The organism is Bacillus sp. FSL K6-2839 (genome assembly GCF_038003365.1).
Taxonomy (GTDB): Bacteria; Bacillota; Bacilli; order Bacillales; family Bacillaceae; genus Bacillus.
On sequence record NZ_JBBOOZ010000001.1, the window covers coordinates 1,632,644 to 1,656,168 of the forward strand.

General features: G+C 32.7%; 39 protein-coding genes. 5 read left to right on the top strand and 34 right to left on the bottom strand.

Annotated elements, in window-relative coordinates; all coding sequences use genetic code 11:
- Nucleotides 1-7 precede the first annotated feature (7 nt).
- Nucleotides 8-820: an ATP-dependent DNA ligase gene (locus MHH26_RS08115; RefSeq protein ID WP_340973035.1), complete on the top strand. Its 813-nt coding sequence runs from the start codon at nt 8-10 to the stop codon at nt 818-820.
- A 34-nt stretch (nt 821-854) separates the two neighbouring features.
- Here the strand turns inward: MHH26_RS08115 and MHH26_RS08120 are convergent, their stop codons facing one another.
- The 15 genes from MHH26_RS08120 to MHH26_RS08190 form a co-directional block, all read right to left on the bottom strand.
- A complete protein-coding gene (locus tag MHH26_RS08120) occupies nt 855-1,247 on the bottom strand; it encodes a hypothetical protein (protein ID WP_340973036.1) in 393 nt (130 codons plus the stop codon).
- Between the two features lie 23 nt (nt 1,248-1,270).
- Nucleotides 1,271-1,567, bottom strand: a complete 297-nt coding sequence (locus tag MHH26_RS08125; RefSeq protein ID WP_340973037.1) for a hypothetical protein — start codon at nt 1,565-1,567, stop codon at nt 1,271-1,273.
- Between the two features lie 38 nt (nt 1,568-1,605).
- The gene (locus tag MHH26_RS08130) at nt 1,606-1,761 is read right to left on the bottom strand and encodes a hypothetical protein (RefSeq protein ID WP_189288410.1); all 156 of its coding nucleotides are present in this window, start codon (nt 1,759-1,761) and stop codon (nt 1,606-1,608) included.
- A gap of 26 nt (nt 1,762-1,787) precedes the next feature.
- Entirely contained in the window at nt 1,788-1,979 is a 192-nt protein-coding gene (locus tag MHH26_RS08135) for a hypothetical protein (protein ID WP_340973038.1), read from the bottom strand.
- A gap of 174 nt (nt 1,980-2,153) precedes the next feature.
- Nucleotides 2,154-2,339: a hypothetical protein gene (locus tag MHH26_RS08140; RefSeq protein WP_340973039.1), complete on the bottom strand. Its 186-nt coding sequence runs from the start codon at nt 2,337-2,339 to the stop codon at nt 2,154-2,156.
- 33 nt (nt 2,340-2,372) lie between these two features.
- Entirely contained in the window at nt 2,373-2,555 is a 183-nt protein-coding gene (locus MHH26_RS08145; protein ID WP_340973805.1) for a hypothetical protein, read from the bottom strand.
- A gap of 42 nt (nt 2,556-2,597) precedes the next feature.
- Complete coding sequence (locus tag MHH26_RS08150) at nt 2,598-2,843, bottom strand: hypothetical protein (RefSeq protein WP_340973040.1); 246 nt, start codon at nt 2,841-2,843, stop codon at nt 2,598-2,600.
- A gap of 12 nt (nt 2,844-2,855) precedes the next feature.
- The gene (locus MHH26_RS08155; protein WP_340973041.1) at nt 2,856-3,530 is read right to left on the bottom strand and encodes an SLOG family protein; all 675 of its coding nucleotides are present in this window, start codon (nt 3,528-3,530) and stop codon (nt 2,856-2,858) included.
- A gap of 49 nt (nt 3,531-3,579) precedes the next feature.
- Nucleotides 3,580-5,772, bottom strand: a complete 2,193-nt coding sequence (locus MHH26_RS08160; RefSeq protein WP_340973042.1) for an RNA ligase — start codon at nt 5,770-5,772, stop codon at nt 3,580-3,582.
- Between the two features lie 49 nt (nt 5,773-5,821).
- Nucleotides 5,822-6,082, bottom strand: a complete 261-nt coding sequence (locus MHH26_RS08165) for a hypothetical protein (protein ID WP_340973044.1) — start codon at nt 6,080-6,082, stop codon at nt 5,822-5,824.
- Between the two features lie 44 nt (nt 6,083-6,126).
- A complete protein-coding gene (gene rnhA, locus MHH26_RS08170) occupies nt 6,127-6,576 on the bottom strand; it encodes a ribonuclease HI (RefSeq protein ID WP_340973046.1) in 450 nt (149 codons plus the stop codon).
- A 17-nt stretch (nt 6,577-6,593) separates the two neighbouring features.
- The gene (locus tag MHH26_RS08175) at nt 6,594-7,790 is read right to left on the bottom strand and encodes an ATP-dependent DNA helicase (RefSeq protein ID WP_340973806.1); all 1,197 of its coding nucleotides are present in this window, start codon (nt 7,788-7,790) and stop codon (nt 6,594-6,596) included.
- The gene (locus tag MHH26_RS08180; RefSeq protein WP_340973048.1) at nt 7,765-8,028 is read right to left on the bottom strand and encodes a hypothetical protein; all 264 of its coding nucleotides are present in this window, start codon (nt 8,026-8,028) and stop codon (nt 7,765-7,767) included. Before MHH26_RS08180 ends, MHH26_RS08175 begins: the two co-directional genes overlap by 26 nt.
- 95 nt (nt 8,029-8,123) lie before the next feature.
- Entirely contained in the window at nt 8,124-8,294 is a 171-nt protein-coding gene (locus tag MHH26_RS08185; RefSeq protein WP_340973049.1) for a hypothetical protein, read from the bottom strand.
- Nucleotides 8,295-8,690: 396 nt separating this feature from the next.
- Nucleotides 8,691-8,906 carry a hypothetical protein gene (locus MHH26_RS08190; protein WP_340973050.1) on the bottom strand — a complete coding sequence of 72 codons (216 nt, stop codon included), beginning with the start codon at nt 8,904-8,906 and terminating at the stop codon, nt 8,691-8,693.
- Nucleotides 8,907-9,093: 187 nt separating this feature from the next.
- Here MHH26_RS08190 and MHH26_RS08195 point away from each other — a divergent pair, with 187 nt between their 5' ends.
- A complete protein-coding gene (locus tag MHH26_RS08195) occupies nt 9,094-9,312 on the top strand; it encodes a helix-turn-helix transcriptional regulator (protein WP_340973051.1) in 219 nt (72 codons plus the stop codon).
- A 154-nt stretch (nt 9,313-9,466) separates the two neighbouring features.
- On the opposite strand, the gene MHH26_RS08200 is transcribed toward MHH26_RS08195, so the two are convergent.
- From MHH26_RS08200 to MHH26_RS08235, 8 genes are all read right to left on the bottom strand, one after another.
- Nucleotides 9,467-10,453 carry a phage lytic cycle repressor MrpR family protein gene (locus tag MHH26_RS08200; protein WP_340973052.1) on the bottom strand — a complete coding sequence of 329 codons (987 nt, stop codon included), beginning with the start codon at nt 10,451-10,453 and terminating at the stop codon, nt 9,467-9,469.
- 2 nt (nt 10,454-10,455) lie between these two features.
- Nucleotides 10,456-11,838, bottom strand: coding sequence for a DNA sulfur modification protein DndB (locus tag MHH26_RS08205; protein WP_340973053.1), 1,383 nt, complete (start codon nt 11,836-11,838; stop codon nt 10,456-10,458).
- Nucleotides 11,839-11,923: 85 nt separating this feature from the next.
- The gene (locus tag MHH26_RS08210; RefSeq protein ID WP_340973055.1) at nt 11,924-13,006 is read right to left on the bottom strand and encodes a tyrosine-type recombinase/integrase; all 1,083 of its coding nucleotides are present in this window, start codon (nt 13,004-13,006) and stop codon (nt 11,924-11,926) included.
- A 13-nt stretch (nt 13,007-13,019) separates the two neighbouring features.
- The gene (locus tag MHH26_RS08215; RefSeq protein ID WP_144498264.1) at nt 13,020-13,202 is read right to left on the bottom strand and encodes a helix-turn-helix domain-containing protein; all 183 of its coding nucleotides are present in this window, start codon (nt 13,200-13,202) and stop codon (nt 13,020-13,022) included.
- 58 nt (nt 13,203-13,260) lie between these two features.
- On the bottom strand, nt 13,261-13,569 hold the full coding sequence (locus MHH26_RS08220; RefSeq protein WP_340973056.1) for a hypothetical protein: 309 nt from the start codon (nt 13,567-13,569) through the stop codon (nt 13,261-13,263).
- Between the two features lie 12 nt (nt 13,570-13,581).
- Nucleotides 13,582-13,767 (bottom strand): hypothetical protein, encoded by a 186-nt coding sequence (locus MHH26_RS08225; RefSeq protein WP_144626302.1) that lies wholly within the window; start codon nt 13,765-13,767, stop codon nt 13,582-13,584.
- A 295-nt stretch (nt 13,768-14,062) separates the two neighbouring features.
- Nucleotides 14,063-14,188, bottom strand: coding sequence for a hypothetical protein (locus MHH26_RS08230; protein ID WP_340973058.1), 126 nt, complete (start codon nt 14,186-14,188; stop codon nt 14,063-14,065).
- 28 nt (nt 14,189-14,216) lie between these two features.
- Nucleotides 14,217-15,374, bottom strand: coding sequence for an AimR family lysis-lysogeny pheromone receptor (locus MHH26_RS08235; RefSeq protein ID WP_340973060.1), 1,158 nt, complete (start codon nt 15,372-15,374; stop codon nt 14,217-14,219).
- A gap of 151 nt (nt 15,375-15,525) precedes the next feature.
- Here MHH26_RS08235 and MHH26_RS19235 point away from each other — a divergent pair, with 151 nt between their 5' ends.
- Nucleotides 15,526-15,690, top strand: coding sequence for a hypothetical protein (locus MHH26_RS19235; protein ID WP_189288404.1), 165 nt, complete (start codon nt 15,526-15,528; stop codon nt 15,688-15,690).
- Between the two features lie 369 nt (nt 15,691-16,059).
- Here the strand turns inward: MHH26_RS19235 and MHH26_RS08240 are convergent, their stop codons facing one another.
- The gene (locus MHH26_RS08240) at nt 16,060-16,362 is read right to left on the bottom strand and encodes a hypothetical protein (protein WP_340973062.1); all 303 of its coding nucleotides are present in this window, start codon (nt 16,360-16,362) and stop codon (nt 16,060-16,062) included.
- A gap of 414 nt (nt 16,363-16,776) precedes the next feature.
- On the opposite strand from MHH26_RS08240, the gene MHH26_RS08245 reads away from it, so the two are divergent.
- Nucleotides 16,777-17,322, top strand: a complete 546-nt coding sequence (locus MHH26_RS08245) for a hypothetical protein (RefSeq protein WP_340973063.1) — start codon at nt 16,777-16,779, stop codon at nt 17,320-17,322.
- A gap of 21 nt (nt 17,323-17,343) precedes the next feature.
- Complete coding sequence (locus MHH26_RS08250) at nt 17,344-17,667, top strand: hypothetical protein (protein ID WP_340911491.1); 324 nt, start codon at nt 17,344-17,346, stop codon at nt 17,665-17,667.
- A gap of 105 nt (nt 17,668-17,772) precedes the next feature.
- Here MHH26_RS08250 and MHH26_RS08255 read toward each other — a convergent pair whose 3' ends face one another.
- The 10 genes from MHH26_RS08255 to MHH26_RS08300 form a co-directional block, all read right to left on the bottom strand.
- Nucleotides 17,773-18,297, bottom strand: a complete 525-nt coding sequence (locus MHH26_RS08255; RefSeq protein WP_340973064.1) for a hypothetical protein — start codon at nt 18,295-18,297, stop codon at nt 17,773-17,775.
- 77 nt (nt 18,298-18,374) lie between these two features.
- On the bottom strand, nt 18,375-18,545 hold the full coding sequence (locus MHH26_RS08260) for a hypothetical protein (protein WP_340973065.1): 171 nt from the start codon (nt 18,543-18,545) through the stop codon (nt 18,375-18,377).
- A 27-nt stretch (nt 18,546-18,572) separates the two neighbouring features.
- Nucleotides 18,573-18,731: a hypothetical protein gene (locus MHH26_RS08265; RefSeq protein WP_340973067.1), complete on the bottom strand. Its 159-nt coding sequence runs from the start codon at nt 18,729-18,731 to the stop codon at nt 18,573-18,575.
- 211 nt (nt 18,732-18,942) lie between these two features.
- Entirely contained in the window at nt 18,943-19,521 is a 579-nt protein-coding gene (locus tag MHH26_RS08270; RefSeq protein WP_340973069.1) for a helix-turn-helix domain-containing protein, read from the bottom strand.
- 15 nt (nt 19,522-19,536) lie between these two features.
- On the bottom strand, nt 19,537-20,007 hold the full coding sequence (locus MHH26_RS08275; protein WP_309217646.1) for a helix-turn-helix domain-containing protein: 471 nt from the start codon (nt 20,005-20,007) through the stop codon (nt 19,537-19,539).
- Nucleotides 20,008-20,231: 224 nt separating this feature from the next.
- On the bottom strand, nt 20,232-20,498 hold the full coding sequence (locus MHH26_RS08280) for a hypothetical protein (RefSeq protein WP_340973072.1): 267 nt from the start codon (nt 20,496-20,498) through the stop codon (nt 20,232-20,234).
- Nucleotides 20,499-20,549: 51 nt separating this feature from the next.
- Complete coding sequence (locus MHH26_RS08285; protein WP_340973073.1) at nt 20,550-20,783, bottom strand: hypothetical protein; 234 nt, start codon at nt 20,781-20,783, stop codon at nt 20,550-20,552.
- A 123-nt stretch (nt 20,784-20,906) separates the two neighbouring features.
- Entirely contained in the window at nt 20,907-22,514 is a 1,608-nt protein-coding gene (locus MHH26_RS08290) for a DUF4942 domain-containing protein (protein WP_340973075.1), read from the bottom strand.
- A gap of 106 nt (nt 22,515-22,620) precedes the next feature.
- Nucleotides 22,621-22,863 (bottom strand): LPD11 domain-containing protein, encoded by a 243-nt coding sequence (locus tag MHH26_RS08295; protein ID WP_340973076.1) that lies wholly within the window; start codon nt 22,861-22,863, stop codon nt 22,621-22,623.
- Nucleotides 22,864-22,975: 112 nt separating this feature from the next.
- The gene (locus MHH26_RS08300) at nt 22,976-23,506 is read right to left on the bottom strand and encodes a hypothetical protein (protein ID WP_340973078.1); all 531 of its coding nucleotides are present in this window, start codon (nt 23,504-23,506) and stop codon (nt 22,976-22,978) included.
- Nucleotides 23,507-23,525: the final 19 nt, after the last annotated feature.

The following is a 23,525-nucleotide window of genomic DNA, read 5'->3' on the forward strand; positions in this document are numbered from 1 at the left end:
TGATATTTTGTTTGTATCGCCAATGTTGTTGCATTCAATTAGAGAACCATTCGATGATGATAGGTACATTACAGAGCTTAAATTTGATGGGATAAGGCTTATCCTTTCCAAGTTTAAAGATCAGATAAAGCTTTATACTCGGCACAATAATGAAGTTACAAATAAGTTTCCTGAGCTTTTAGATTTAGATATCCCAAATGGAACAGTTCTCGATGGTGAAGTTATTGTAGCTGCCCCAGACGGCGCTCCTAATTTTGATGCTGTGATGGAACGTTTTATGTCCAATAAAACTGCTCATAATATTGTTTACTGTGTTTTTGATGTTATCTATAAAAACGGTAAGTCAATAGCATCTAAGACACTCACTGAACGAAAGACAGCACTAAACTTGCTTGAACTAAATCATCCGAATATATGCATTGTCGAGGGAATTCCTGGTAACGGCCTTGCATATTTCAATTTGGCCAAAGAAAAGAACTTAGAAGGGATCGTACTCAAGAAAGCTGACTCCCCTTATCAAATCAATAAACGTTCTCATAATTGGATTAAAGTGATTAATTATGATTACACTGAAGTTCTTATTACTGGCTACACCAAAAAGGATATAAAGTTTCTTCTAACCTATCCTGATGGAACTGCAGCTGGGTTTATGGAGTTCATGCCACCTGTAGAACGTAATAGATTCCACGCTATGAAACAAGTAAAGTCTGAATCTGACGATTATGTATTTATCGATCCTATTATATGTAAGGTTAAGCACAGATATAAGACCAAGAACGGAAAACTCCGTATACCATCCTTCGAATCATGGAGAGCTTGATCTCTCCGTTACATAACCCCTTAAAAACTATCTTTTATTCGATATATTGCACAACTCCATCCCCCTCAAATTTAAATGGCTCTGGCGGCGGAGTTGAACCTAATAAGGCGTATGATTTTTGTTGCATTTGTTTAAATGTCATTTTTAGATTTTTAGAATTCTCCAATTGTTCAAGTAACTGTTTCCCTATTTGCTCTAATATTTTCATAGACTCCTTTTTAGTTATGTCCATCTTAGGTATCGGTAAGTCCATAACTAATGCACCTGTTGTTACCTCAGAAACCTTTAATGTGTCATCTATTGGTGTCACACAAAAACTATACCCTCCGACAAAGACTTCGTGACCAACTGCCTGCTTCCAATGATTTTTGAAATTTAAGCTGAAACGTTTCAAATTAGGGTCGACTATAATTTTTTCACATTCCATATAGAGTAGCCTCCTTCTTGTAATTATTTGTATGTATCTTCTTTGAAACCCCATAATTTGGTGTCTGTTTTTTCTTCAATACCATTATCATTTTCTTTCATTTCAAACTCTTCGGTAACAAACGAACGATAATCTTTTTTAACTTTGGCTAAGATTACCCTTTCATCGCCATGAATATCATTTCCATTGATCTGAGTGTCCTCATTAAGATTATCTTTGGTTTGCTCGTATGCTAAATTCGCTTCGTCCTCATCCTCATAAACCCCAATAAGACCCAGCTCATATTCATATAACATCCACAATTCATTATTTTTACTCATTTCATTGCCCCTCTTTCTTTTTAAAATCACGATTTTATCTAAACTGATAAACCAGAGTGTCTATCATTCATCATGATTTTAATCAATTTGTTATTTCTCATTTCTTCTTTCTCTTTAAGAATGGCCTCTTCATTAGCTGCCAGCTTCATTTTCAATTTTACGTTTTCTTTAATCAATTTCTTCATATTGCTCATATGTATTGTCTCCCTCTAGTAGTATGTTATTTATATTCAAACAATTCCCCTTCATCAGTCTTTGGTATCTGTGAGCACTCATTTGAGTTTGGTTTATAACCAACATAAATGAATTTTTTATCTTCGTTTAGGATTTCGTATTCCTTGTTCTTTTTAAACACTGGGTTGTTCGAATCGTCTGCAAAAGCAATGTCTTTCTTAAAGATTACTGAGTCCATGCCTTTCACCATCCTTCTTATATTCTTTGTGGGCTATATACGACTTCCAGCTGCAGTTCTCAAAAATGCTTATGTCTGCCTTATGGTGCATCTTATACCAGATAAGATTGAACTTAGCAATCTCACATACATAATATATGTAATTTATTATTTTAATCACCTTTATTAATCACCTCACTCAGAATCATCAAACGGCTCTAAATCAGCTTTACTTTCCCATCCTTCAACGAAAATTGTTTCATTGTTTTTATGCTTCAAAAGAAAATCCGCTAGCTCCTCTGGAGTTCTAATCGATGTTTTTTCATCGATAATATCTAGTATAATATCTCTAACCATTAAATTTGTAACAACTGTTTTCATACTGTTCCTCCCAATTCCTTTGAAATAATCCTTTTAAGTTAAATTCCTCTTATATCTATAAAATTGTTTTATTTGATTAAGATCAATCCCAACCCATATGTTGACTATCGACCAGCCCGTTGATTCTAACTCACTTTCAAAATGTTTCCACGCTTCGATATCACTAGAATATATGTACACTCTTTCTTCATAGCTTTTCTCTTCTATTAGTTTCAGATAATCCACCTCGCATTTTGTTGAATAGCACTACTCTCAAATTTACGTTAAATCAATTAACTCGTTAGGCACATTCAGGAAAAGCCATTGTAAGGCTTCCTCTTCATTTTCAAATTTTAAATGGCACCCACTCTCATAAGCCAAGAAGTCTGAGTCTCGATAATCCAATTCATCAAACCACTGCAATGTAACAACTGAATACTTGGGTTTATCAGAAATGTAGATTTTATAATAAACCTCATTGACTTCTTCCATTTCTTCTTTCATTCGTTCAAATTTACTTTTCACAGCACTCACCTCCTAGCTAGGTGTATAGTAAACTTCTAATTCAAAATCATATTGTGGAAACAGTCTCCATATAGTGTGGCCTAGATATCTATTTCGAGCATAGTACAGGCAGTTTGATGTACCGCTCTTACTTCCATCATAGATGGCTACAATGTTTTTACTGTGATCCACCATATACTCATTTCTCCTACTTAGCTTTTCGACTGAGTATTCTCCAATTGGAACTGCATTGTCTTTGTATTTTTCAATTTCATCAACCATGATTACTCCATCTGCTTTATCAAGCATCTTTCTGTACCAGGCCTGTTGCTCTGAAGACCATTTCTTATCTTGATTTTCAAATGGCACCGCAACAATATTCTGGATATGAGGATACTTCTCTTTCATAATATGTACGCACCAGAATGCTGCAGTATCGGCACCTAAAGCACCACCTGTGATAAATCGTTCGCTTTCATTTTCTTCAATCAATATTTCAATCACTTCGAGAAGTTTTTCTTTTAACTTCAGCATTGTTGGATTCTTCATATCATATCCACCTAATTTTTGTGGACGATGGCCAGTAAAACACACTGTTCTATGTCTAATTTGTTCACTTTCTTCAAAAAGTCGTCTTTCTTCTTCTCTTTTTTCCTTTTGCTGCTTTATCCACTCTGGATCAGAAAACTTTTTAAAATCAATAGCCAATTTACCAACCCCTTTCTTTTAAAACAGTCTTTTTATTCGAAGTTTGTTTTCATTGAAGTTGAACAGTCTCCGCTTCATACTCATTTCTCAATTTGATAATAGATGTTGATCTTAAATATCTTCTATCCTTTGTTTTAGCCCATGCGAAGAATCTATTATGCATTGGAGTGTACAAGCTCCCAGTGTTGATTGTGTGTTCATGTTTGTTGCTAATCTTATGCTTTAAACCTCTCATTTGTTTCCAAAAATTATAATAAGGAAGTTTTAATTTTGTCATGAATCCTGCAGCATCTTCAATGACATAGCCTTCCTCTTCTATTGAATAATCGACAGAGACATTCAAATACCATCGATAAAAGTCAGTCCAGTTGTCAAACACAGACACCTGTCTTTTACACTCAATTAATAACATCTTTGCTACAGTTTCCACTTCCGAATATGGAGCTTTTTCATATTTCATTTGTCGGTAAACAATGTCTAACAGAACTAATTTGTCTTCCTTGTATTCAATAATATGAGGATCTTTTTCTGGAAGTATTACTTCAAATACAAGTGATGCCTTGTTTACTTTCAAATATTCTTCAATCAGCTTTACTTGATTTTGGTTAAATGTTTTATAGAATAATTCTTCTACCCATTTTGCGTGATCATTTGATAATTTTGACGTAAATGACTTGGATGTGAATACTAATTGATTAGATAAAGAATCATACCCTACAGTACCTAAGTATCCGTTTGCTTTATCATAAACTGTTACAGGAAATTTCAATGTATCAACAAGATGATGCATTCTTGTCTCTGTTCTTTCACCGATGTTAAAGAACTTATCATAACTTCTACTTACAATTTCATTGCTTTCAGTATTGATAAACAATCCTCTTGCCTTAACATTTGTTTCATCCCATTTCTTCTTTCTAAACGCTTGTTTTGTAAAGTTGAATGAAGAAATACTGTCTGGCAATTTAGTCTCTTGAATATACTCATGATTACGTAGGTGCTCAATCAAGTCACCAATTGATTCTAAAAAAGTGTTATCAGTTTCATTTTTAGAAGTCTCGTGCTTATAAACATCGTTTTTAACTTCATGTGTTTCGATTCCACTCTCAGACAGTGTAACTACTCTAAGATGTCCGCCTCTTTCAACTTGCCCTTCTAGATTATATGATCTGTCAGCAGCCAAAATAGGCAATCGGTACATGTTTCTGTGGCCATGTATCTGCACAATGTCTTGGCCTTCAGTATTTTTGGAGAATTCATAATCAATATCATCTGAATAATCTCCAACCCCATTGATAAATTGTGTTGTTGCTGTCATCAGAAGATTCTCTGGTAATGTAGAGATCCCACCGTGAGTCACAATATATTTCTTACAATTATATGTGAAGTAAGCCAATTGATGAAGCTTTCTGGCAAGCTGTCTCATATCTTTCTTATCAACACTTGATTGATCAAGCTCTGGCTTTGTTTTGTTATTAAATGTGCTGCTTGGCGTTTCTTCATCATTGCCATACATGTTTATGTATCTATCGTGATTCCCCTCTAAGATAATCACATTTCTTTGATCTTTGATTGAAAACATGAACTCTAGCAACTCAGCGTTCTCTATTCCTCTGTCGATAAGATCTCCTACAAATATATACAATTCGTCTTCTTTTAAGTCACCTGCTAAGTATTTCTGAAGAACGCTGTTACAACCGTGAATATCTCCAAAAATATGAATCTTTGAATATTCATCATAAGACTTTGGCTCATACTTCATTACAGATTCAAATTCATCAGGCTTTAATACTTTTACCCAAGAAGGTATTTTTTCAGTTGTCATTCTTTCATAGATATTTAATATGCTGCTTTCAGGAACATGTTTGTGCTCAGGCCGCATTTTATTTCTTTTTAGAATTCTTTCAATCTCCACATCTGAAAAATCCAAAACATATACACGATATTTATATTTTTGAGCTAAAGGTCTATATCTTGAGATCATGCTTTGCTTAGAGTGTGTCGCATCAATGATTGTGAATTCCCCTCGCTGCATTCTGTCTTCTAATAATGTAAAAAGTGTGTCCCAAACCTTATTATCATGCTTGGGTGAAATTTCATATTTCCCTTGTGTATTTAACACAGGAGACTGAAACAGCAGTCTTATGTTGTCCGCAGATAATGTATACTGTTCGAGTCCTGCTTCCTTAATCCAAGTTGATTTCCCTACACCTGGACATCCTCTTGTTAGCACTAATGTTCTCATTTCCGTAAACTCCCCCTATAAATCAATATGAAATGCATCTTTTATTTTGTTACAAAACCAACTCTTCTGCAGATTCGACTGCATTGAAATAGAGACTTGCACCTTCTTCGCTTATAGGATCTCTAACATCTACTTCAATTTCTGTATCTGTTTTAGATAGTGTTTTAGAGGATACTTTTAATGCATCTTCCCACCATTTGATTCGATCGTAGAAATCTACTAGGGCACTTTTTTTGTTAATGTGTGGAATAACAATAAATTCACCTGCATACGCAACATCGATTCTTATAACATATATCCTGTTTGCCACAACCACATCTCCTCTGTTTTTTGTGAAAGATCATTTTTTATTTACTATTCAAGCTCATCCATTGCTTTGTTGGCCAACTCATCTGCCTTTTCGTTTCCTTCATCTCCACTGTGCCCCTTAACTTTTAAAAAGGTAACTGAGACTTGATTTTTAACAAGATCGTTTAATTCCATCCAAAGCTCTTTGTTTTCGACTGGCTTCTTGTTTGATTTACGCCAATTATTTTTAATCCAATTCTTCATCCAACTGTTCATGCCGTTAACCACATATGCGGAGTCAGCATAAACTTCAATATGTATGTTATTTGTCTTTATATGCTTTAAAGCTTCAATTACGCCTGTTAGTTCCATCACATTGTTTGTTGTGTTTAACTTACCGCCTTTCAATTCAATCTCTTTCCCTTTATATGATAAGACTGCTCCCCATCCGCCAACATTTGTTTCATTTTGATTCCCTCTACAACCGCCATCAGTATATACAATTACTTTTTCCATAGCTCTCTCCTCCTGAATTAAACAACAAGTATAAGTCTTTCAGCTGCTCTAGTTATAGCTGTGTAAAGCCATCTATGATGTGTTTCATGATTTAATACTTCATTTATTACAACAACATTGTCCCACTGAGATCCTTGAGATTTGTGACAAGTGATTGCGTATCCAAAATCAAAACGATTGTAATCTGACTCTTCCCAAGGAAGCATTTTGAATGTCGGATTGGTTAATGATTCATTTGGAATATAGAGCTCTTTAAAACACTCCTCAGTGAAATCTGGCCTGAAATCAATAGCCGTTGATTCGTGCTTTAGTTCTTTCTGAATCTCATCTTCCTCATACACCTTATCAACATAGCCAGTCATTCCATTCACTAATGCGTAGTCACTCACAGCTTTCTCCCAATCATTTTTCAAGCAAATCATCTTGTCCCCCACCATAGGGTATTTAGATACAAAACCTAGCAACTCTCTAATTTCATCATTGATATATGACCTTGTTTTATTATATCCACAAATGATTTGATCAGCAGTTTTATATAATCTGCTTTTATGAGCTTCCCACGTCCCTTTATCAATGACGACAACTTCTTTGTTTTCTCCATATGTACCAGGTGCAATATTTTGCTTTGTTCTTGCCAGCATCGACAATTTAATAATCGGATTTTCAGCTGCTTGTCTATGAATCTCTGTAAGAGTGAAATCTGGATTGTTGAACATAGACATGAAGTCTTCAATTCCTTTTTGTGACACTGGAGGAAGTTGTCCCGTGTCTCCTATGAAAAGAATTTTGATTCCAAATGATTTAAGATCTTTCATTATTTGGCCATCCACCATTGATGCTTCATCAATCACAATCAATTTAAGATGAGAAAGTTCATCCTTTGATTTCTTTTCTGAATGAATATCACCATTTCTGTCTGTTCTCACGTTGTAAATAAGTTTATGTATTGTACTTGCTGTATACTTTCCATTTGCTTTTCTTGTTACCACCAATGACGCTTTACCTGTATAACACGCAAAAGCAACTTCTTTATCTTTAATTTGTAATTTTTCAATTATGTATTCAACCAACGTTGTTTTTCCAGTCCCAGCATACCCCGCCAGGAAAAATGATTTCTTTTTTGAATTTTGAAACCAATCTTCAATAATTCTTACAGCTTCTTGTTGCATCTCTGATAACTCAAATGTCTTAGTCGATATACTCTCCTCCTTCATAATGTTCAACAATTACTTTCCCCTTATTTACAAAGAAATGATCACCGCTATCTAAATGAATCCAGAACGCTTTCTCTGGCTCTTCTCGATAATCATAGATTGAATACACCTTAGCTCCCAAGAAGCCCTCTACACTATCCCCAATGGAGTATGAGATGCTCTCATCAATAAATCTAATTGACTTAATCAATGTATCCCTACTTTCAACAGCATTATTTATGATAATGAACATTTTCATCATTGAATCTACATTATAATTGTAATTTGTATTTTTAATTTCATATGCTTGATCATTTACGATATAGCCTTCACCTCCTAAAGTCTAAATAAAACTTACATTTTATCTTCTTTAGTTGCTACTTCATATATGTAGAGCAATTCATATCCATACTCAATTATTGAGTGAATATCTCCAATAGCTTCAGTCTTACCTTTTTCCAAGTTTCTTTTGAAATTAGAAATGGAACCCTCAATCTTTTCCAACTTTGATTCTAATATTTCCAAACAGAACTCCTTTCTCGGCTTTATATGTTATTTGTATTTTAATGTTACGATACTCTGCCTTTCCTTGTCAATAGATATTTGTTATTTTCCTTTTATTTATTTACATAAAAATAAGAGCATTATTTGCTCTTATGACAGCTTAAAAATTGTTTCATTAATTTTATCCCTCAGTTGGATCAAGTCTGAGGGATTCATTGTTATTGCAATAGTATTCTTTTTCCCCGAAAACACAAGCTCGAAGGCGAAATCCATGTCACTTAGTTTTTCCATTGTGAGTCTTAGATTAATATCCTGGTAGTCTTCCCTTTTTATAATGACATTTGCCATATTAGCTATCTTCTTTCCAATCCGCATGTTGTTTTCATTCTGTGATGTAGGATTTATATTATTTTAGGTTTAATCTATTTCTTCAACGTTCTCTAATGTTATATCCAGACATCCAGCCTCTAATTTTATTTCCCTATCACCAATTTTTAATATGATATCTGTTGTTAATTCATAAGGTGTAATAACCAAATCCGCTTTTTTATACGCAGCCTCAGCATTTTCAACATCTTCAATATCTATAAATGTGTCAGCGCTTATAACGAAGCAGGCTCTAAACTTTTCCATGCTCATGTCTCCCTATCTGATTAGTATCCTGCAACATAAAAAGGAACGTGTGTTCTATTTCTTGTTCTAATTATACATCTTAGCTCTAATATTAGCTACATTATTTTTTTCTTTTTTTATTTCACTTAGATTGGTATGATATGTAATAGAGCTTGTACATTTTAACAACAAAACTGGAGGTTGTCCGATGTTAAATGTAGAGATCGGGCAATGCCATATTCCTAAACTCCTGAAAGAGAAGAATTGGACTCAGGCTGACTTGGCACGTGCCGCAGGCCTGACACCACAAACCATCTTTCAAATAATCAACCAGCCTGTAGACATCCGTATTAAAACAGCAGCTAAAATTGCTATGGCTTTAGGATGCAGGATTGACGATTTGTTTGAGTTTAGGGTTAGGCATTGATTAACTGAGACTAACGTCTCAGTGCACCTCTATTATCAGTGAATTCACTGATAAGACTATACTACTATAAGCATAACAGGTTGTATACACAATATTTTGTCTTTTTTTGTCGAATAGGGAAATTATTTAGAATTTTTCATAAAAAGAAGACAAATCATATAGATTTGCCTACTTCTTTAAGTTCAACTGCGTAATATTTTCTTATGGTTTCCTCATTCATGAATTCTCTTCGATCTGAGATGATTTTTTGATTTAAATCAGTTGTTTGGACTTTCCTATCTTCATATATTTCATTAAGTGCTTTTCTGTCCAACTCTTCCCCTTTTAATATTAGCTTATAGCCCTCATATAGAAGCCCTGACTTAACTATACCTATAGGTCTCAAAAATGAAAAACCAAAAATTTCTTTAAGGTTTCTGAAAGTAGAGCTTACTACAGTTCTCGAAGCTTGCCCTTGCCCAATCGCATTAGTCTGTTTTGTTTTTATTACATATTCATTATCAACTAAACTCAATGATGGCTTTCTTAGCCCTGGTTTCCCATTCAATGGTCTATATTCTGTTTCAAGGTTTGCTTCAAGACAGTCTTGCAAGGTTGCTTTCTCTACTTTTATTGTTCTTTCTCCAAATTTTGAATCATGTACAGTTAGCATATTATTATTATTTAACGCTTTTTCTATATCACTTCTTGTAAGACTGGTCATTTCACTTGCCTCATAACCTAATATGCCCTCAAAAAGCAATCTAAACAAGGCTCTATCTTGGGCATTAATTAATTCTTTGCACATTTTTTCCAATTCGTTTTTAGTTATATATAGTTTTAATGATAAATCTATACATGACAATAGATCATTGGTTTTTATCGACCTAGCTAAATTATTACTCCCCTTTGTAACACCGTTTGCAATTGACCAATCTATATAAGTTATCATGGTGTATAAGAATGTTTCCAAAGATGCAAGAGAAGTTGAATACATTGCTCTTAGCACATTCAAAATTTCAACTGTTGTGAAATCAAATAAGTCTTTACCCCTTATTTTTTCTTCTTTTTGTGAATGACTAAATAAAAGGGAGGCTTGCTTTAGTTGACTATCACTACTTAATGTATCTAAATAAGTTTTCTTAAACTCCTCGTTATACAAAGCTATACACCTTCTACTTCGTTCAATTTGTATTGAAAATATTTAATAACATGATTTTTACTGTGAGTTACTTCATTCTTTTTATTTAAAATTTTGTGTTCTTTTAACTCAGGATTACTTCTAATAAAGCTAAGTCTCATTTTTTTAATTATTTGTTGCGCCATTGATGCACTAATACCAGAAGTGTACATAAAATATGCTATTTCCATGAACCCAACCAAAATGTTTTTATTTATCACAATAGTTTTTTTGGCTTGCTCAAATTTGTCTCCTAGAAATTCTTCGTAATACAGCTCAGTTAATTCATCAAAGAATTCAACCAAAAAGACACCAATTTTCCTTACAGCTATTTGATCTTTCAGCAACTTAGGGAATTTTGTTGCCTCTATTGCACTTACTACATCATTTAAGGAATATAAATAATCTGATTGAGTTGCAATCACATCATGATCTAAACTTATTCTTTGACCAAGTACACTGTTGTCTCTAATATGAGTAACAACTTTGTTCACAGGATTTTCTTCGTTCATTTCTTTTAGTTTCGATAGTCTAACTGGAGTCATTGTATTATGCTGCCCAAATAACTGCCTAGCAACTTTTTGAGTTACGTTGTAAAAGTCCACTTTCATTAATTTATCATCAAAGCTGCCAGACCTTGCTGCTTTAGAAATACCAACAATACGATGATAACCATCAATTACATCAACCAGAGTATCTGTCATCACCGTCAAACTTCTTTCATTTGGATCATAAGAGATCTCGATACCCTCAGACGATGAGCCAAATCTTGCATTAAATATTAATGTTGAACTTATTAATGTACCATCAATTGCTTTTTGAGCAATCTGCTCTACCGCTTCTTGGTTAAGCTCAGGAATAGGTATTTCACCACCTAAGAATTCAAAATTCTTGGTCTCACTAGTTCTCTGAGTTCTAGGGTTATATTGAAGCAAATGATTCTCATACATTTTTGCTATTTCACTTCTTTTAAGTAAGAAAGTAAAATTATTGTCATCAACTTTCGTAACATCTTCAAAGGTTATAGGGAAACTAATCTCATTATTATTTTGCGAAAAGCCTTCCCAAGTTGTTTCAATTTCTTGTATTATTCTTTCTGGGAAATAATTAACTGGATTAATCTTTTCATCTTTAGTCACTTCATATATACCTGAAGCTAAAAGGTATTTTTCTTCTTTTCGAAGCACTTCCTGCCTACCAAACCTAATAATAAGATTCATTGTTTCACCTGGTGAAACACCTTTGTGAGAGAGAATATTTTGCAGGCTCTCTCTAAAATGTTTATCGTGCTTATTTTTTTGCAATAGCATTTCTATAGTTTCATTTAATAAAGCGTCTTTTTCATTATCGAAAATAACCAGGTTCATTTAATACACACCTCTTCTAAAACAAAAATAACAAACAAATGATATTAAATCAATTTATAGTCAAAAAATTAATCTAAATGTAAACTTACCTCACAAATTCTAGGAACTTTTGCATAGTTCCCCTATCTGCTTTTCTAAAAAAATTGACAAAATCCTCTTTTGAAGCACTCTCAATTAATGAGAAATCTACGTCTTTATCCATCAATATACCCGCAGAATTTTCGATACTCTCGTTTTTAGTTAAATATCTCAATGGAGTTTTTGGATCTTTATGATTCCCTTGAGTCATAGCAACTCGTATATCATTGCCAGACTCTTCATAAGCTATATCAATCCCAACTCCCTTTAAAGAGTGAGGTTTAAGGTTTCTTGATAAAGGTATACCTAATCTATCCAAAGCTCTGTTGAACGATTCTCTGTAAGATCTTGATGTCAATCCATCAAATATTTCATCATCATCCATACTGTTTTGTTTTCTTAATTGTCGCAACTCTTTTAAAAAATTTTCATGAAGGCCTGTTGATACTACATATGAGCCTTTATTCAAGGCTTCTACTTTATAAAATTCACCATCAACTTTCTTAATGTCCATCCATCTAACAGTAAGTGCATACTCAATTCTAAATGAAGTACGAATTAAAAATTTAGTAAGCAGCTTTTTCTTTAAACCATTTTCCCGTTCTAATAACATGTTTTCAGCAATTCTTTCTGCTTCGGTTTGTGTGGTTTTTCCATAACTTTTGGATATTTCCTTTAGCTTCCTTGTTGATCCAAATTGACTTAAATCAATTAAGGCAGAATAAGTAACAATTGTCTTAAGAAATTTGTATAAACCTTTTACTGAAATTACTTTACGATTAATTGTTGAATTCTTTAAACCCTCTTCTTTCAAATACTTTCTAAAATTTATTAAATCAATTGTTGTAATTTTAATATCTTTTGGTGTTAAAAACTCTATTCCTATAGTGGGTTTAAGAAAGCCAAAGAATTGTTTAATATCACCGTAATAATTAACTGCTGTATTTGTCTCAAACAATTTATGTCTTCGTTGTGTTTTAGAAAAAACATCAATATTCCCTACTGAACCCTCATCATCAATCTTTTTTAAATAGGACATGATATCGTTGTATACAGTGTATTCCTTTAATGGAACTGCTTTCGAATTCATTTTTCTCCCTCCTTCACATTAATTCTTCAATTGTTGAGTTAAGAACAATCGCTATTTTTGCCATTTCAATTAACCTAGCCTCTTCAGGATTAGATATAATTTGTTCTAGTCTTTTCACTGAAATACCTGATTCAGTAGCTACACTATCTATAGTTTTGTTCGATTGTTCTATAATATTTAGTAAGTTATTAGGCACTGGCACATCTCCTTCGAATGCATATGTATCTTAGATGCCCTGGCCATTGGTGTTAATTTTATGTAGTGATAAAATATTCAAATTCATACTCAACAGATTTGCGAAGTTCATTTATGAATTCCATTCTCTTACGGTAGGCTGTGAGAAGATCTCCAGTGTAAGTGTTTGTCAATACGGTTTGATTAAAAGAAAACTCATCTATTTGTTTTAAATACTCAAATACAGCTTGTTTAACCTTATATAGATCAACTGGTGAATTAATTGATAAACTTAGGCTGCGCAAATATGCAAGTTCTTCTTTTAAGCTGTTGATTATTTCGTATTGATACTCAATGTCCGCACAGCTTTTTTCTGGTGATGCAATCACTGGCCTTACCTCCTAACTATTCAATAATTTCATGTATCCAGAAATCATCGACTTTCTAATTTGTTCTTTTTTGATTTCTTTATCTATGTTATTTTTGTTTTCTTGGTGATTAAACCATTCTCCCCCGAATTCATCTATCTTACGAGCATAAACAGTTTTATTGAAATTTATAACATTATCTTTTCTAGCAGCTAACATAGTTCTCCTCCTAAATTACATATTTCCGTATGTCTTATTTATAGTTTAATGGATAAAAACTTATATGTAAAGCTTTTTTCACGACAAATAGCACATTTTCAATGTGCTTTTGTAAGATCATTATTCAATTTCGGAAAAATTGGCATATTGTCTTAAAAATACAAAATGACGCAAACCCCCAAAGGGTTATACGTCATATTATGTACAACTATTATTCATTAGATTATATATTGTCATTCTTAAAATTTCAAGAAAAAGGGGATATTTCTATCCCTTGAGTCTGAACGAACGATTACTAAGCTCCTCTAGAAGCAGATGATGTTGACACTTTCTCAGCATCCATAGCAATTGATTGCTGTGTACCAGAAAATACGCCTGCTACTGCTGCAACTAAAACTAAAACCATAACTAATTTCTTCATATATCTCACCTCCTTTCAAGCTTAAAACTCAAATAGCTAAAAGTTCTAAAATTTCATTTTCTATGCCCATTTTCTTTAATTTAATTAAAGGCAGCTTAACAAAATATTTATCATCTGATTTCTTGAAATGTTTAACTGATTTCAAGAAACAGCCTTTGTCTTTATAAAATATACCTTTAACGTAGTAGAGGAACCCTAAATCATTGTCATGCATAGTAGTTGAGTCTAATTTATTGAACACATCCATCATTTTATCTGTCTGATCATTAAGCATAAAGTGATGTGCAAGTTCTATAAAATCAGAATCATTTTTCGGTTCCTGTTCGAGGTACTTATTTTCTTTTACTTCCCAAATGTTTTCTAAGAATGCCAATGCCGATGTGAGTTTATATTTATGAAAACTATTTTTGGCGAATTTCAAACCGTTGATATAATATGTTTTTGCTTTTTTATAATCCTCAAATATATAAGAATTGCCACAAGTAAGATGAGCAAACACTTGAAATCGATTCACTTTAACATCTTCAGTTATAATTTGGTCACAGTAGTCTCTGAGAGGCTTTAAATTGTTGTCATTTAAAAACACGTTGGCCATAAGCAACAAATACCTTGAACTAAAAGAGTCTTTAACATACCCCTTTTTTAAATTAGATAGATCGATATATGCTGACGTACTCTTCATCAAACCAAATTCACCTGAGTTGAGATACTCATATAATGTCATCATCCTTGCAAATACAAACATTTCTTCACTCTTGATTTTTATAGTGCCAGTTTCTTTGATAGCAGAAGTTAAATCAATTTCACCTTTTGTGAGCATTCTATGTATGCGATATACATTACCCCACTCTTTGCTTAATGCGTTACTAGCGTTGCATAATTTGACAACCAGTTCATCAGTTTCATCACCAAGTTGATTAGCATCTAAGTATTCTACAGCTTGTCTAGCAGCTGACTTGTTAGGGTCGAGTGTTGTGATATAGGTGCTAATTATTTCAATTTCTCTTTCTTGATCAACTTCTCTAACTAAATTTATAAGATTGCTTAAATCATCCATCTCTTTATTAGAGCTATTTAAAAATTTGTAAAGGCCAGTCCTATCCGAATATCCCGCTATCTTAGCTAGTTTCATAGCCAATGAAGAATCAGCCTCACATTTATTTTTTATGTATGTTTTAAGATTCATATGACCCCACTCCCTACAATAAATTTACTATAATTTCAATTCGTTGTCAACTAAATATTTGTAATTTGTTGTTTATTATAAGGAGTTTAATTTTGTTTGATCATATACTATAATAAACACTTAAATACTTGCTCTAAGGAGAAATTAAATCATGTTGAAAGAAATTGATCTAGATAAAATTTACGACATACGAGAATATCCTGATAAGAATAGTGGTCGATGCGACAATTGCGATACTGCACAATTCAAATCTACAATATCCAAAGGAGAATTCATACGCAAATGTGCTAAATGTGGAATGAAAAAGAGGGTTTGATCCCTCCTCCACTCTTATCCTCCTGGACGAATATCAGCCATAAACTCACCTCCCATACTATTAGCCTCCTACTTTAATTGCTTCAAGATTCATTTTTCATCACCTTCTAAATGAAATACTTCTTTTATTTAAATTGTTTACTTATCTCCTAAAACATGTATCTTCAACTAAAACAAGTTACATTAGTTTGATTCTAATTCAAGTAGTGAATGTGATTGTTTCATAAACCACAGAAATTAAATCATCTTCGCTTAATTTCTGTTGCACAATGAAACACGTGTTGTCAAAACTTTCTCTGTATGTTTTAGAATTGTGGATGACATAATGTTTACAATTAAGTTCTTTTGTACGCTTTTCTGCTAACGAGTTTTACCATTGCATCGCATGTACAGCGCAAACAACATAAGTATGTGTAGGTGTGAATATGGAACGTATAAAATTTGCTTTATTATACTCGCTTATTTCAATATGTTCATCTAACGCATTAGGGTGGAGGCGGCTGTGTCTAATGATAGCAATAACTTTTTCATCGGTGTATACAACCGTTCTATCGTAAAAATCTTTTATTTTATCAACCATTTCTTTTATTTCTTTTTCTTCATTAAAAATTTCAATTTTTAATTCATCTGTTTCATCTGATTCATTATGAATCTTCATTTTTATTTCAATCATTTTTCATCTTCCCTTCTGTATAAAAGAATGATTTTATTCGAAAAACTTTTGTCTTTCTTTTAATCTTCTATAAATACTCCACCCAAAATAATTGTATTTAAACGCATTGCTACACCTCTCTATATAAGTGTTATTTTAGCATATAGCTGGTCGTTACTCACCAATATTTTCTTTTATTTTCCTCTTCAGATTCCTAAAATTCAATTTCGCACCTCATAAAACAGTAGGGTTAGGTTTAAAGTTGTTTTTGTGTGTAAATATCCCCCTTTTTAGGTGCGGGAAATTAGTAATACATTGAATGAAACAATGACAAAAAGCGTGTGAATTAAATACTATTTCTTCTAATTTATGTAAAATTTATTCCATTTTGTGATATCCTCACTATTGAAAAATGATTAGAAAGGAAGTATTCCAATGAAAAAGTTTTTTGTTAAGATGTTGCTAGTTCTCATATCAGCAGCAGTATTTATTCCAACTACAGCTACACATGCAGCAGAAAAGATCGAACAGAAAGAAGATTTGGTAGTAACATACAATCCTTCAGAACTTCAGAAGCAACTTGCTCTAAGAGATGTACCTTTAGAAAAACAAGAAGCCTTGCTTCAAGCATTTAAAGCTATTGAGAATGCTTACAATGATCCACTTGCTACTACAAATGGCCCTAAGGGTGCTGCTATTAAGGCAGCAATCAAAGTAATTAAAGGCTTAGTAAATAACGACTGGGCAAAATGGGTTTTACAGCAACGTTTTGGAAAGGAAGCTGTAAATGGTACTGTCAAAAATGCAAACAAGATCATTAAAGAATTAGAAAAAATTATTGATACTCCAAAAAATGCAGCTGGTAGGGCTCGAAAAGTTGTTTCTGCAGAACTTAAAAAACATATAGATTCGGGTGTAGCTGATACAATCGGACTTGTTGTTGAATACATTGTTCTCACTGCTGATTTACTCATACTTTAGATAAAAGGATGGTGACTATATATGTCACAAAATCAATTTATTCAGTTCCAAAAAGCCAATGGTTTAGACGATGAAGACGTTCAATTCCTTATCACTCTCTCAGGGGCATTTTGCACCTGTGAAGAAGAAAACAAAAAGGCATATGACATAACAAGGACAGCGTTTATTAGACACTTTGGTGAAGAATTAAACCTTTCAGATATTGAAGGAAATACTAGAGATGAATATGAAAAGATCATCAATCAATTTCTAAGCAAGAAGGATAAAAAAATCAATGTAGATGAACTCTTACAATCTTTTTATGCTGCAGATATGATGGATGGATTAAAAAAGAAATTCAATTAATGACCTCGTAAGTAAATTGTGTGAAAACATACTGGAATCTGATAAATAAATCATATGAAAAGGGGAGCTGTTTATATGCTCCTCTTTCTTATTAAAAACATCATTTTATTGAACACATGATTCGAGAAAATTTAATTCTTTTTTTAAGCCTAATATTACATTTTCAAATATGCTTTTTGTTTCTATATCTTTTGTATTCTTCGCTGTATCCTCTATCATCTTTATCTCATTTGAAAGTTTTTTTCTCTTTCTAAAATTAAATTCTTTATTTATTTCTGCTAACACTTTTTTGTTGTGTTCATCATCATTTGATATATCAAAATATAAGATATTATCATCCCTGTATGAAGCAAGCACACTGCAATTCCCATAATCATAGCATTTAAATACACCGTATTTTGCTTCAATCTCTTTCTTATTCTTGTAATATTCTATAAGACCATTGTTAAATAATGTGTAGCCATTGTCTGCTCTGTTTAGGGTCTGCTGATAACTTTCGTACGTTTCACGATTTACACATTCTTGTGAAGAACCATTGCATTTGAAGCACCTACCGCCTTCAACATGTTTAAAATGTGAAAGCTCGCCTTTTCCTTTGCAGTTTCTACATGGAATCATAAATTTGTTCATTTTTATGTTCCCTCCGGTTATTTAATCGTCCTCGTTACCTTTATTATATATGTAATTTGTTCTTTTGTAAATGAATTTTATGTGTTATTTTTATTTTTTTGATTCAGAACAAGCTGTACACGTTTAAATTCAATTTGGAGCTCCTTATTATCATTAAATTCTTCAATTCCTTTTAAGAATTCATTATGTTTCTTCTCAAAAACATTTGTGATAGCTAATTTTTGTTTTAATTGTTTTCCAATTGGCACAGGACATTCCCCTTTTTATGCAGAAACTCAATAATCTAATTTGTTATTTAAGTATTCCTCTACGCAGCCACCAAAGTCTTTATACCCTTCTTCAAGTTCATCTAATATTTGCTCTTGATCTGCCCAACCTTTGAACATATTGTGCATGTTTGGTTTTGAAAGTTCTTTTTTAATTATATCTCGCATATCTTACACCTCTTTATAATTCATCCGGAATAAACAAACGCACAAAGCAACATAATGGCCAAAACGCTAAATACTGCTATATTGATTAAATCATCTCGCCTCTTTAATAACCGCTCTTGGATTGCTTTCAATTCCTCCACCCCTTATAATATATGTTATTTATTCGTTTAAAACTCATGTTTTATTTAATTTAATTCTCTCACAAAGTATCTCATTTTAATAATTCAATTAATTTATTGAGTTCCTTCTGCTCTCGCTGTATTACAGGTAAGCTCGTATTGATTGCTTGCAAACATAAATCTGTTACTAATTTTTCCGAAGTCGCAATGTCATCATTAATAAGCCTTTTGATAACAAAATTAACCAAATCTAATTTTTTCAGTATCTCTTTTTCCTTTTTAAAATACTCCTCTGGATTTTCATACTTTGTTAAATCTGGCCATTGATTAAAACTGCTATCTGAAACAGAAAGGTCTGATTTACAATTTAGTTGAGTTTGACTATGTTTATACATAAATTCATTGTTAAAACGGCTAGGTTCTTTGTAGAAATAAAAATATACAATCTTGTCAATGTCTTCTTGATTTGTCCCAATTTTATTTAAAAGCCGCCTTGCGGTGATTTCATCAACGTTCTTAATTCGACCGCTTTCTATTTGACTTATATATGCATCTCCTTTACCTAATTCTCGAGACAAATCTCTTGCGTTAACTTCTTTTTGTTTCCTATAGTTTTTTAAAAAAATTCTGATATAAGGTGAGTTCCTTAATAAAGATTCAATCGTTGTCATTTTTATCACCCCTCATCAATCGGCATCTTGATTATGCAAACCAGCTATATGTCTCAGGGCAACTCTCTCCAGCTCTTCAGAAAGTTTTTCTGCTGCGTTTTTGTCAATGTCTATTAACGCTATAGACATTTTAGCAATTGCTTTAATTTTCTTCTCTAGGTCTGTCTCTAATTCATTATCTGATTCACAGATATTATTTTCAACTTTAATTGAATCAAATTCTGAATTCATTTCCCTTTGTTCTTCTAATGTAGGGATAATATTGAATAGTTCTAATGTTATTTCGATTTCATCTTCTGGCACCCCTAGAAGTCCGAACATTTTTTTCATTGTTAAATAGTCCGGTTTTTTGTTGTAGCCATTCTCGATTTGACTAACATAAGCTCTGTTCTTACCTAAAGTCCTAGACAAGTCAGAAGAACTTATGTTCATAACAGCTCTTTGAATTCTTATAAAATCTTTTAATTCTCTATTAACGTTGATCATTGCCAGTCCCCCTAGTTTAATAAACTGCATAAAAGAAACATTTTATTTTGATTTTTCGATCATATGTCCAAGCATTGCGGTAACTGTGATCAATTGAGCTGTCTGAGCATTCGCAGACATTTCAGCTACTCTCTCATGTTTTCTCATATATACCCTCCTTCCTTTATTAAAAGCTCTGCTATTAGTTACCCAATAATATTTATCTTCTTTGTGTATTCATCCTCTTAGTCATTTAGTTCGTTGCACATGTCTAGGAAAGTATCAATGTGACTTGATAAATCAAATGAGTGGTTATAGCGCTCTTCACGCTTATTCACAAAGCCTTGAAAAAGGGACAAGTAATCACGTTTAGATAACCTGTCTATAAAAGAGCGTGTAACCTTTGCAGGATAGCGCAAATCTTCATAGTAGCTATTGTATAGAACCATCCCTAATGCCTCCATACTTGCCTGCTTTTTAGCGTCCTCGTATACCTTTAGATTGTCTGTCATGTAGATCAACTCCATTCAGTTTATTTAGTGCCCTTGTATAAAATTAGAATTTTATTCGACTATTCCATATTCTTTGTAGATTTCTTCTTTCATACTATGCCCTTGCCGCTCTTCTTCTTCACCAATCTCTTTAAATGTCATTGTGAACTCATCAATAAGTCTAAAATTGATTTCACCGACTCCTTCCTCGTCAATTACATCATACATTTCATTTATTGAGTATTTTACCGTTCCTTTTAAACCATCAACATCTGCATCTAAAATTCTTTTAATTACTTGCTCCATAATCTTTACATCCCCTTTTTTTAAAATGCTAGAATTTTTATAAACCGTTTCCGTTGTATCTTATAACTTAATTATATATGTTATTTGTGTTTTAGTCAATAAAAAATATATGTTATTTGTACCTTAATTTCCTAGCTTTAAAACCTTTGATGCATCTAACAGATAGTAAGCTTTGTTTTTCATCGTCTTATCATATGCATTCTCACCTTCGAATTCATTGATAACCGCTTTTTCCTCTTCGTTCATTTCAGTATACTCTGTATTACCGTATGATGGTGGCAGCCACCCTTTTTTCTGACTTCCGAAAATATTGAACTTCTTTAAAATCTCATCATTTTTAAATTCAATATGGCATGTCCCTTTTTTGTAAAACGTTAAATGAAAATACTTTAAATCAATTTTTTTCGTTTCTCCATACTGCTTAGACAGTTTTAAAACTTCATCAATATTAACATCTTCAGTAAGTCCATTGTCTAGATAATTGAATACCTTTTCAATGTCTTTAAGTTTATCCATAACAGTATAGTAAGTTGGATCATAATTACCGTCCCATGTACCATAACCATTTAGAGGGATTACGACTTTTTTGTTTATTTTATATGACTTGTTTGTTTTCCAGCCATTATATAAATGAACATTCTTTGATGTCTTATCATAATAGTGTTTATGGCTAAATTCTTCAAACAAATTCAAAATAGTATCTTCTACACCCTGAATCATTTCTTTACTCATTTGTATTCTTAATGTATATATGTTGAATAACGAGAAATCGTAGTCCTTTAACTCCTCGACATGCTGCAAATATTTTTGCTTTAGATTGCTTGTAAAAAGACTCATGAATTCAGCATTATTAAATAATGTATTCCAATACTTTTGCCTTACACTTTTAATAAATTCGTTTTCCATATCTTCTGTATAATTATTTGCAGACGAATCCAATTCTAATTTTAGTATCGGTTTAGAAGTTTCTTTAAAGCTATGTAAGATTAAGGGTTTCATGCTATTGTATTCATTTATAAGTTTCAAGCCTGCTTTAATCTCATAGTTAAATTGCTCAACAATGCCTTTTATGTAATCAGTATCAATTAATTGAGTTGATTTATAATCCTTTGAAAGTTTGTGACTTTCATCCCTTTGCAATTCATCTAAAAGAACACTGTTATATTCCCCGTTATCAATTTTTATATAAACTAAAGCCGTCTCTACACCTGTCTTTCTTTCAGAATTAACAAAGACATCTTCTAAAAACTCAACATCTGAATCAAGGTCAGTCAACTTTCTCACCAGGTGTTTTCTGTCATTAGAATAGGGATTTTTTAAAGTTTCGGCGTTTAATAAACAAACAATCTGACCCGCTCTATTCTGTGATTCAATTAAATCGATAGCCTTTAACAAATGTTTATCTCCATTACTGAAAGGAGGATTCATAAATATAAGATCATATTTCTTGTATGTATTAAACGATATAAAGTCATCAGATATAACTCTATAATTTTTCCCTTTTAAGACGTGGCGCAAATTCTCATCATGTTCAATTACATCGATGTCATATTTTGAATTACGTCTGTAAGCCTTTGTGTAATCAAATTGTTTATGAATTGCTTCCACTAAATTACCCGAACCCGCTGAAGGCTCTAATACTGATTTAATACTCTTCCAATCTATTTTTTTGTTCATTTTCTTTATTAAACTAGCTGGAGTAGGATAAAAATCTGGATTCTCTTTAAACACTTCATGTTCCTCCTTATAAAAGAAAAGGGACAATACGCCTCACTCAACTTTTTATTTTTAACTATTTCTTTCTTATTCCATGTTTAGCTGATGTTTATCACATTCGTTAAGAATGTGAAATCATTCTATTTTCATATTCCAGAATGTTATCCCATGTCAGCCATTCTGGTTTTTCATCAGTAGAAAAACTTTCCCATAATTCTTTCATTGTTTTAATTTGACTTTTCTCATCTTCTGCCCACAACGATCTTTTATTTCTGTTTCCGTATCCTAAATAGTATTCACAGTCACTTTTTAACCGACTTAACAACTGATATCTGAATGTTGCACTAGATTTAAATATGTTCATTATTGCAATCCCTCTCCCTTTAAAATATTCATTTTATTCACCTTTAGTGTACTGTGAGTTTTATGAGTCCTTTGAGTGTACTAAAGATAAGGCAGACCCACCGAAGCAGGTCTTAAAAGTTGTAATCGTAGAACTCTCTGCGTCCCTTTGTTAGCTTACGTCCTGATGGTGTGTGAATGTAGCATTTGTGCTTTTTGCTCCATCTGAACACAATAGTTTCGCCTTGCTCGTCTCTCTCGTATGTATAAGTTTGTTCATCGTTGTTAGATGCATGACCTGCAAACCCTCCTGGTGTAGTCTCAGGTCTAAAGTTAGTGTCAATTGTAGCTTTGTCTCGTTGAACAGTTACAGTAGACTTTGTTACCTTGACCACTGTACCTGCATGTGCATCGCTGTAAAGGTGCATTGTAACGCCCTGACCTTCTTTAGCATTGCTAGGCACAATATATTTTCCGTCGAACTCTGATACTTTCTTTTTAATGTCTTTCATAATGTGATTGACGATTTTCTGGTCGCCTTCTTCTGCAAATCTTTTAGCTGACTCGATTTCTCTCTCAATTCTTCTGTCTTCCATGATAAATTCTTTGTTCGGTGCGTCTACAGTTTCTACAATTTGCATTACCATTTCTTTAACGTTGATCATTTAAAACATCCCCTGTCCT

What these genes read in the sequence shown, in the direction of transcription:
- MHH26_RS08120 (WP_340973036.1), bottom strand. Translation starts at nt 1,247, where the DNA reads ATGGAATGTGAAAAAATTATAGTCGACCCTAATTTGAAACGTTTCAGC.
- MHH26_RS08125 (WP_340973037.1), bottom strand. Translation starts at nt 1,567, where the DNA reads ATGAGTAAAAATAATGAATTGTGGATGTTATATGAATATGAGCTGGGT.
- MHH26_RS08130 (WP_189288410.1), bottom strand. Translation starts at nt 1,761, where the DNA reads ATGAGCAATATGAAGAAATTGATTAAAGAAAACGTAAAATTGAAAATG.
- MHH26_RS08135 (WP_340973038.1), bottom strand. Translation starts at nt 1,979, where the DNA reads ATGGACTCAGTAATCTTTAAGAAAGACATTGCTTTTGCAGACGATTCG.
- MHH26_RS08140 (WP_340973039.1), bottom strand. Translation starts at nt 2,339, where the DNA reads ATGAAAACAGTTGTTACAAATTTAATGGTTAGAGATATTATACTAGAT.
- MHH26_RS08160 (WP_340973042.1), bottom strand. Translation starts at nt 5,772, where the DNA reads ATGAGAACATTAGTGCTAACAAGAGGATGTCCAGGTGTAGGGAAATCA.
- rnhA (WP_340973046.1), bottom strand. Translation starts at nt 6,576, where the DNA reads ATGGAAAAAGTAATTGTATATACTGATGGCGGTTGTAGAGGGAATCAA.
- MHH26_RS08175 (WP_340973806.1), bottom strand. Translation starts at nt 7,790, where the DNA reads ATGAAGGAGGAGAGTATATCGACTAAGACATTTGAGTTATCAGAGATG.
- MHH26_RS08180 (WP_340973048.1), bottom strand. Translation starts at nt 8,028, where the DNA reads ATGAAAATGTTCATTATCATAAATAATGCTGTTGAAAGTAGGGATACA.
- MHH26_RS08190 (WP_340973050.1), bottom strand. Translation starts at nt 8,906, where the DNA reads ATGGAAAAGTTTAGAGCCTGCTTCGTTATAAGCGCTGACACATTTATA.
- MHH26_RS08195 (WP_340973051.1), top strand. Translation starts at nt 9,094, where the DNA reads ATGTTAAATGTAGAGATCGGGCAATGCCATATTCCTAAACTCCTGAAA.
- MHH26_RS08205 (WP_340973053.1), bottom strand. Translation starts at nt 11,838, where the DNA reads ATGAACCTGGTTATTTTCGATAATGAAAAAGACGCTTTATTAAATGAA.
- MHH26_RS08210 (WP_340973055.1), bottom strand. Translation starts at nt 13,006, where the DNA reads ATGAATTCGAAAGCAGTTCCATTAAAGGAATACACTGTATACAACGAT.
- MHH26_RS08225 (WP_144626302.1), bottom strand. Translation starts at nt 13,767, where the DNA reads ATGTTAGCTGCTAGAAAAGATAATGTTATAAATTTCAATAAAACTGTT.
- MHH26_RS08230 (WP_340973058.1), bottom strand. Translation starts at nt 14,188, where the DNA reads ATGAAGAAATTAGTTATGGTTTTAGTTTTAGTTGCAGCAGTAGCAGGC.
- MHH26_RS08235 (WP_340973060.1), bottom strand. Translation starts at nt 15,374, where the DNA reads ATGAATCTTAAAACATACATAAAAAATAAATGTGAGGCTGATTCTTCA.
- MHH26_RS19235 (WP_189288404.1), top strand. Translation starts at nt 15,526, where the DNA reads ATGTTGAAAGAAATTGATCTAGATAAAATTTACGACATACGAGAATAT.
- MHH26_RS08240 (WP_340973062.1), bottom strand. Translation starts at nt 16,362, where the DNA reads ATGATTGAAATAAAAATGAAGATTCATAATGAATCAGATGAAACAGAT.
- MHH26_RS08245 (WP_340973063.1), top strand. Translation starts at nt 16,777, where the DNA reads ATGAAAAAGTTTTTTGTTAAGATGTTGCTAGTTCTCATATCAGCAGCA.
- MHH26_RS08250 (WP_340911491.1), top strand. Translation starts at nt 17,344, where the DNA reads ATGTCACAAAATCAATTTATTCAGTTCCAAAAAGCCAATGGTTTAGAC.
- MHH26_RS08255 (WP_340973064.1), bottom strand. Translation starts at nt 18,297, where the DNA reads ATGAACAAATTTATGATTCCATGTAGAAACTGCAAAGGAAAAGGCGAG.
- MHH26_RS08265 (WP_340973067.1), bottom strand. Translation starts at nt 18,731, where the DNA reads ATGCGAGATATAATTAAAAAAGAACTTTCAAAACCAAACATGCACAAT.
- MHH26_RS08270 (WP_340973069.1), bottom strand. Translation starts at nt 19,521, where the DNA reads ATGACAACGATTGAATCTTTATTAAGGAACTCACCTTATATCAGAATT.
- MHH26_RS08275 (WP_309217646.1), bottom strand. Translation starts at nt 20,007, where the DNA reads ATGATCAACGTTAATAGAGAATTAAAAGATTTTATAAGAATTCAAAGA.
- MHH26_RS08280 (WP_340973072.1), bottom strand. Translation starts at nt 20,498, where the DNA reads ATGACAGACAATCTAAAGGTATACGAGGACGCTAAAAAGCAGGCAAGT.
- MHH26_RS08285 (WP_340973073.1), bottom strand. Translation starts at nt 20,783, where the DNA reads ATGGAGCAAGTAATTAAAAGAATTTTAGATGCAGATGTTGATGGTTTA.
- MHH26_RS08295 (WP_340973076.1), bottom strand. Translation starts at nt 22,863, where the DNA reads ATGAACATATTTAAATCTAGTGCAACATTCAGATATCAGTTGTTAAGT.
- MHH26_RS08300 (WP_340973078.1), bottom strand. Translation starts at nt 23,506, where the DNA reads ATGATCAACGTTAAAGAAATGGTAATGCAAATTGTAGAAACTGTAGAC.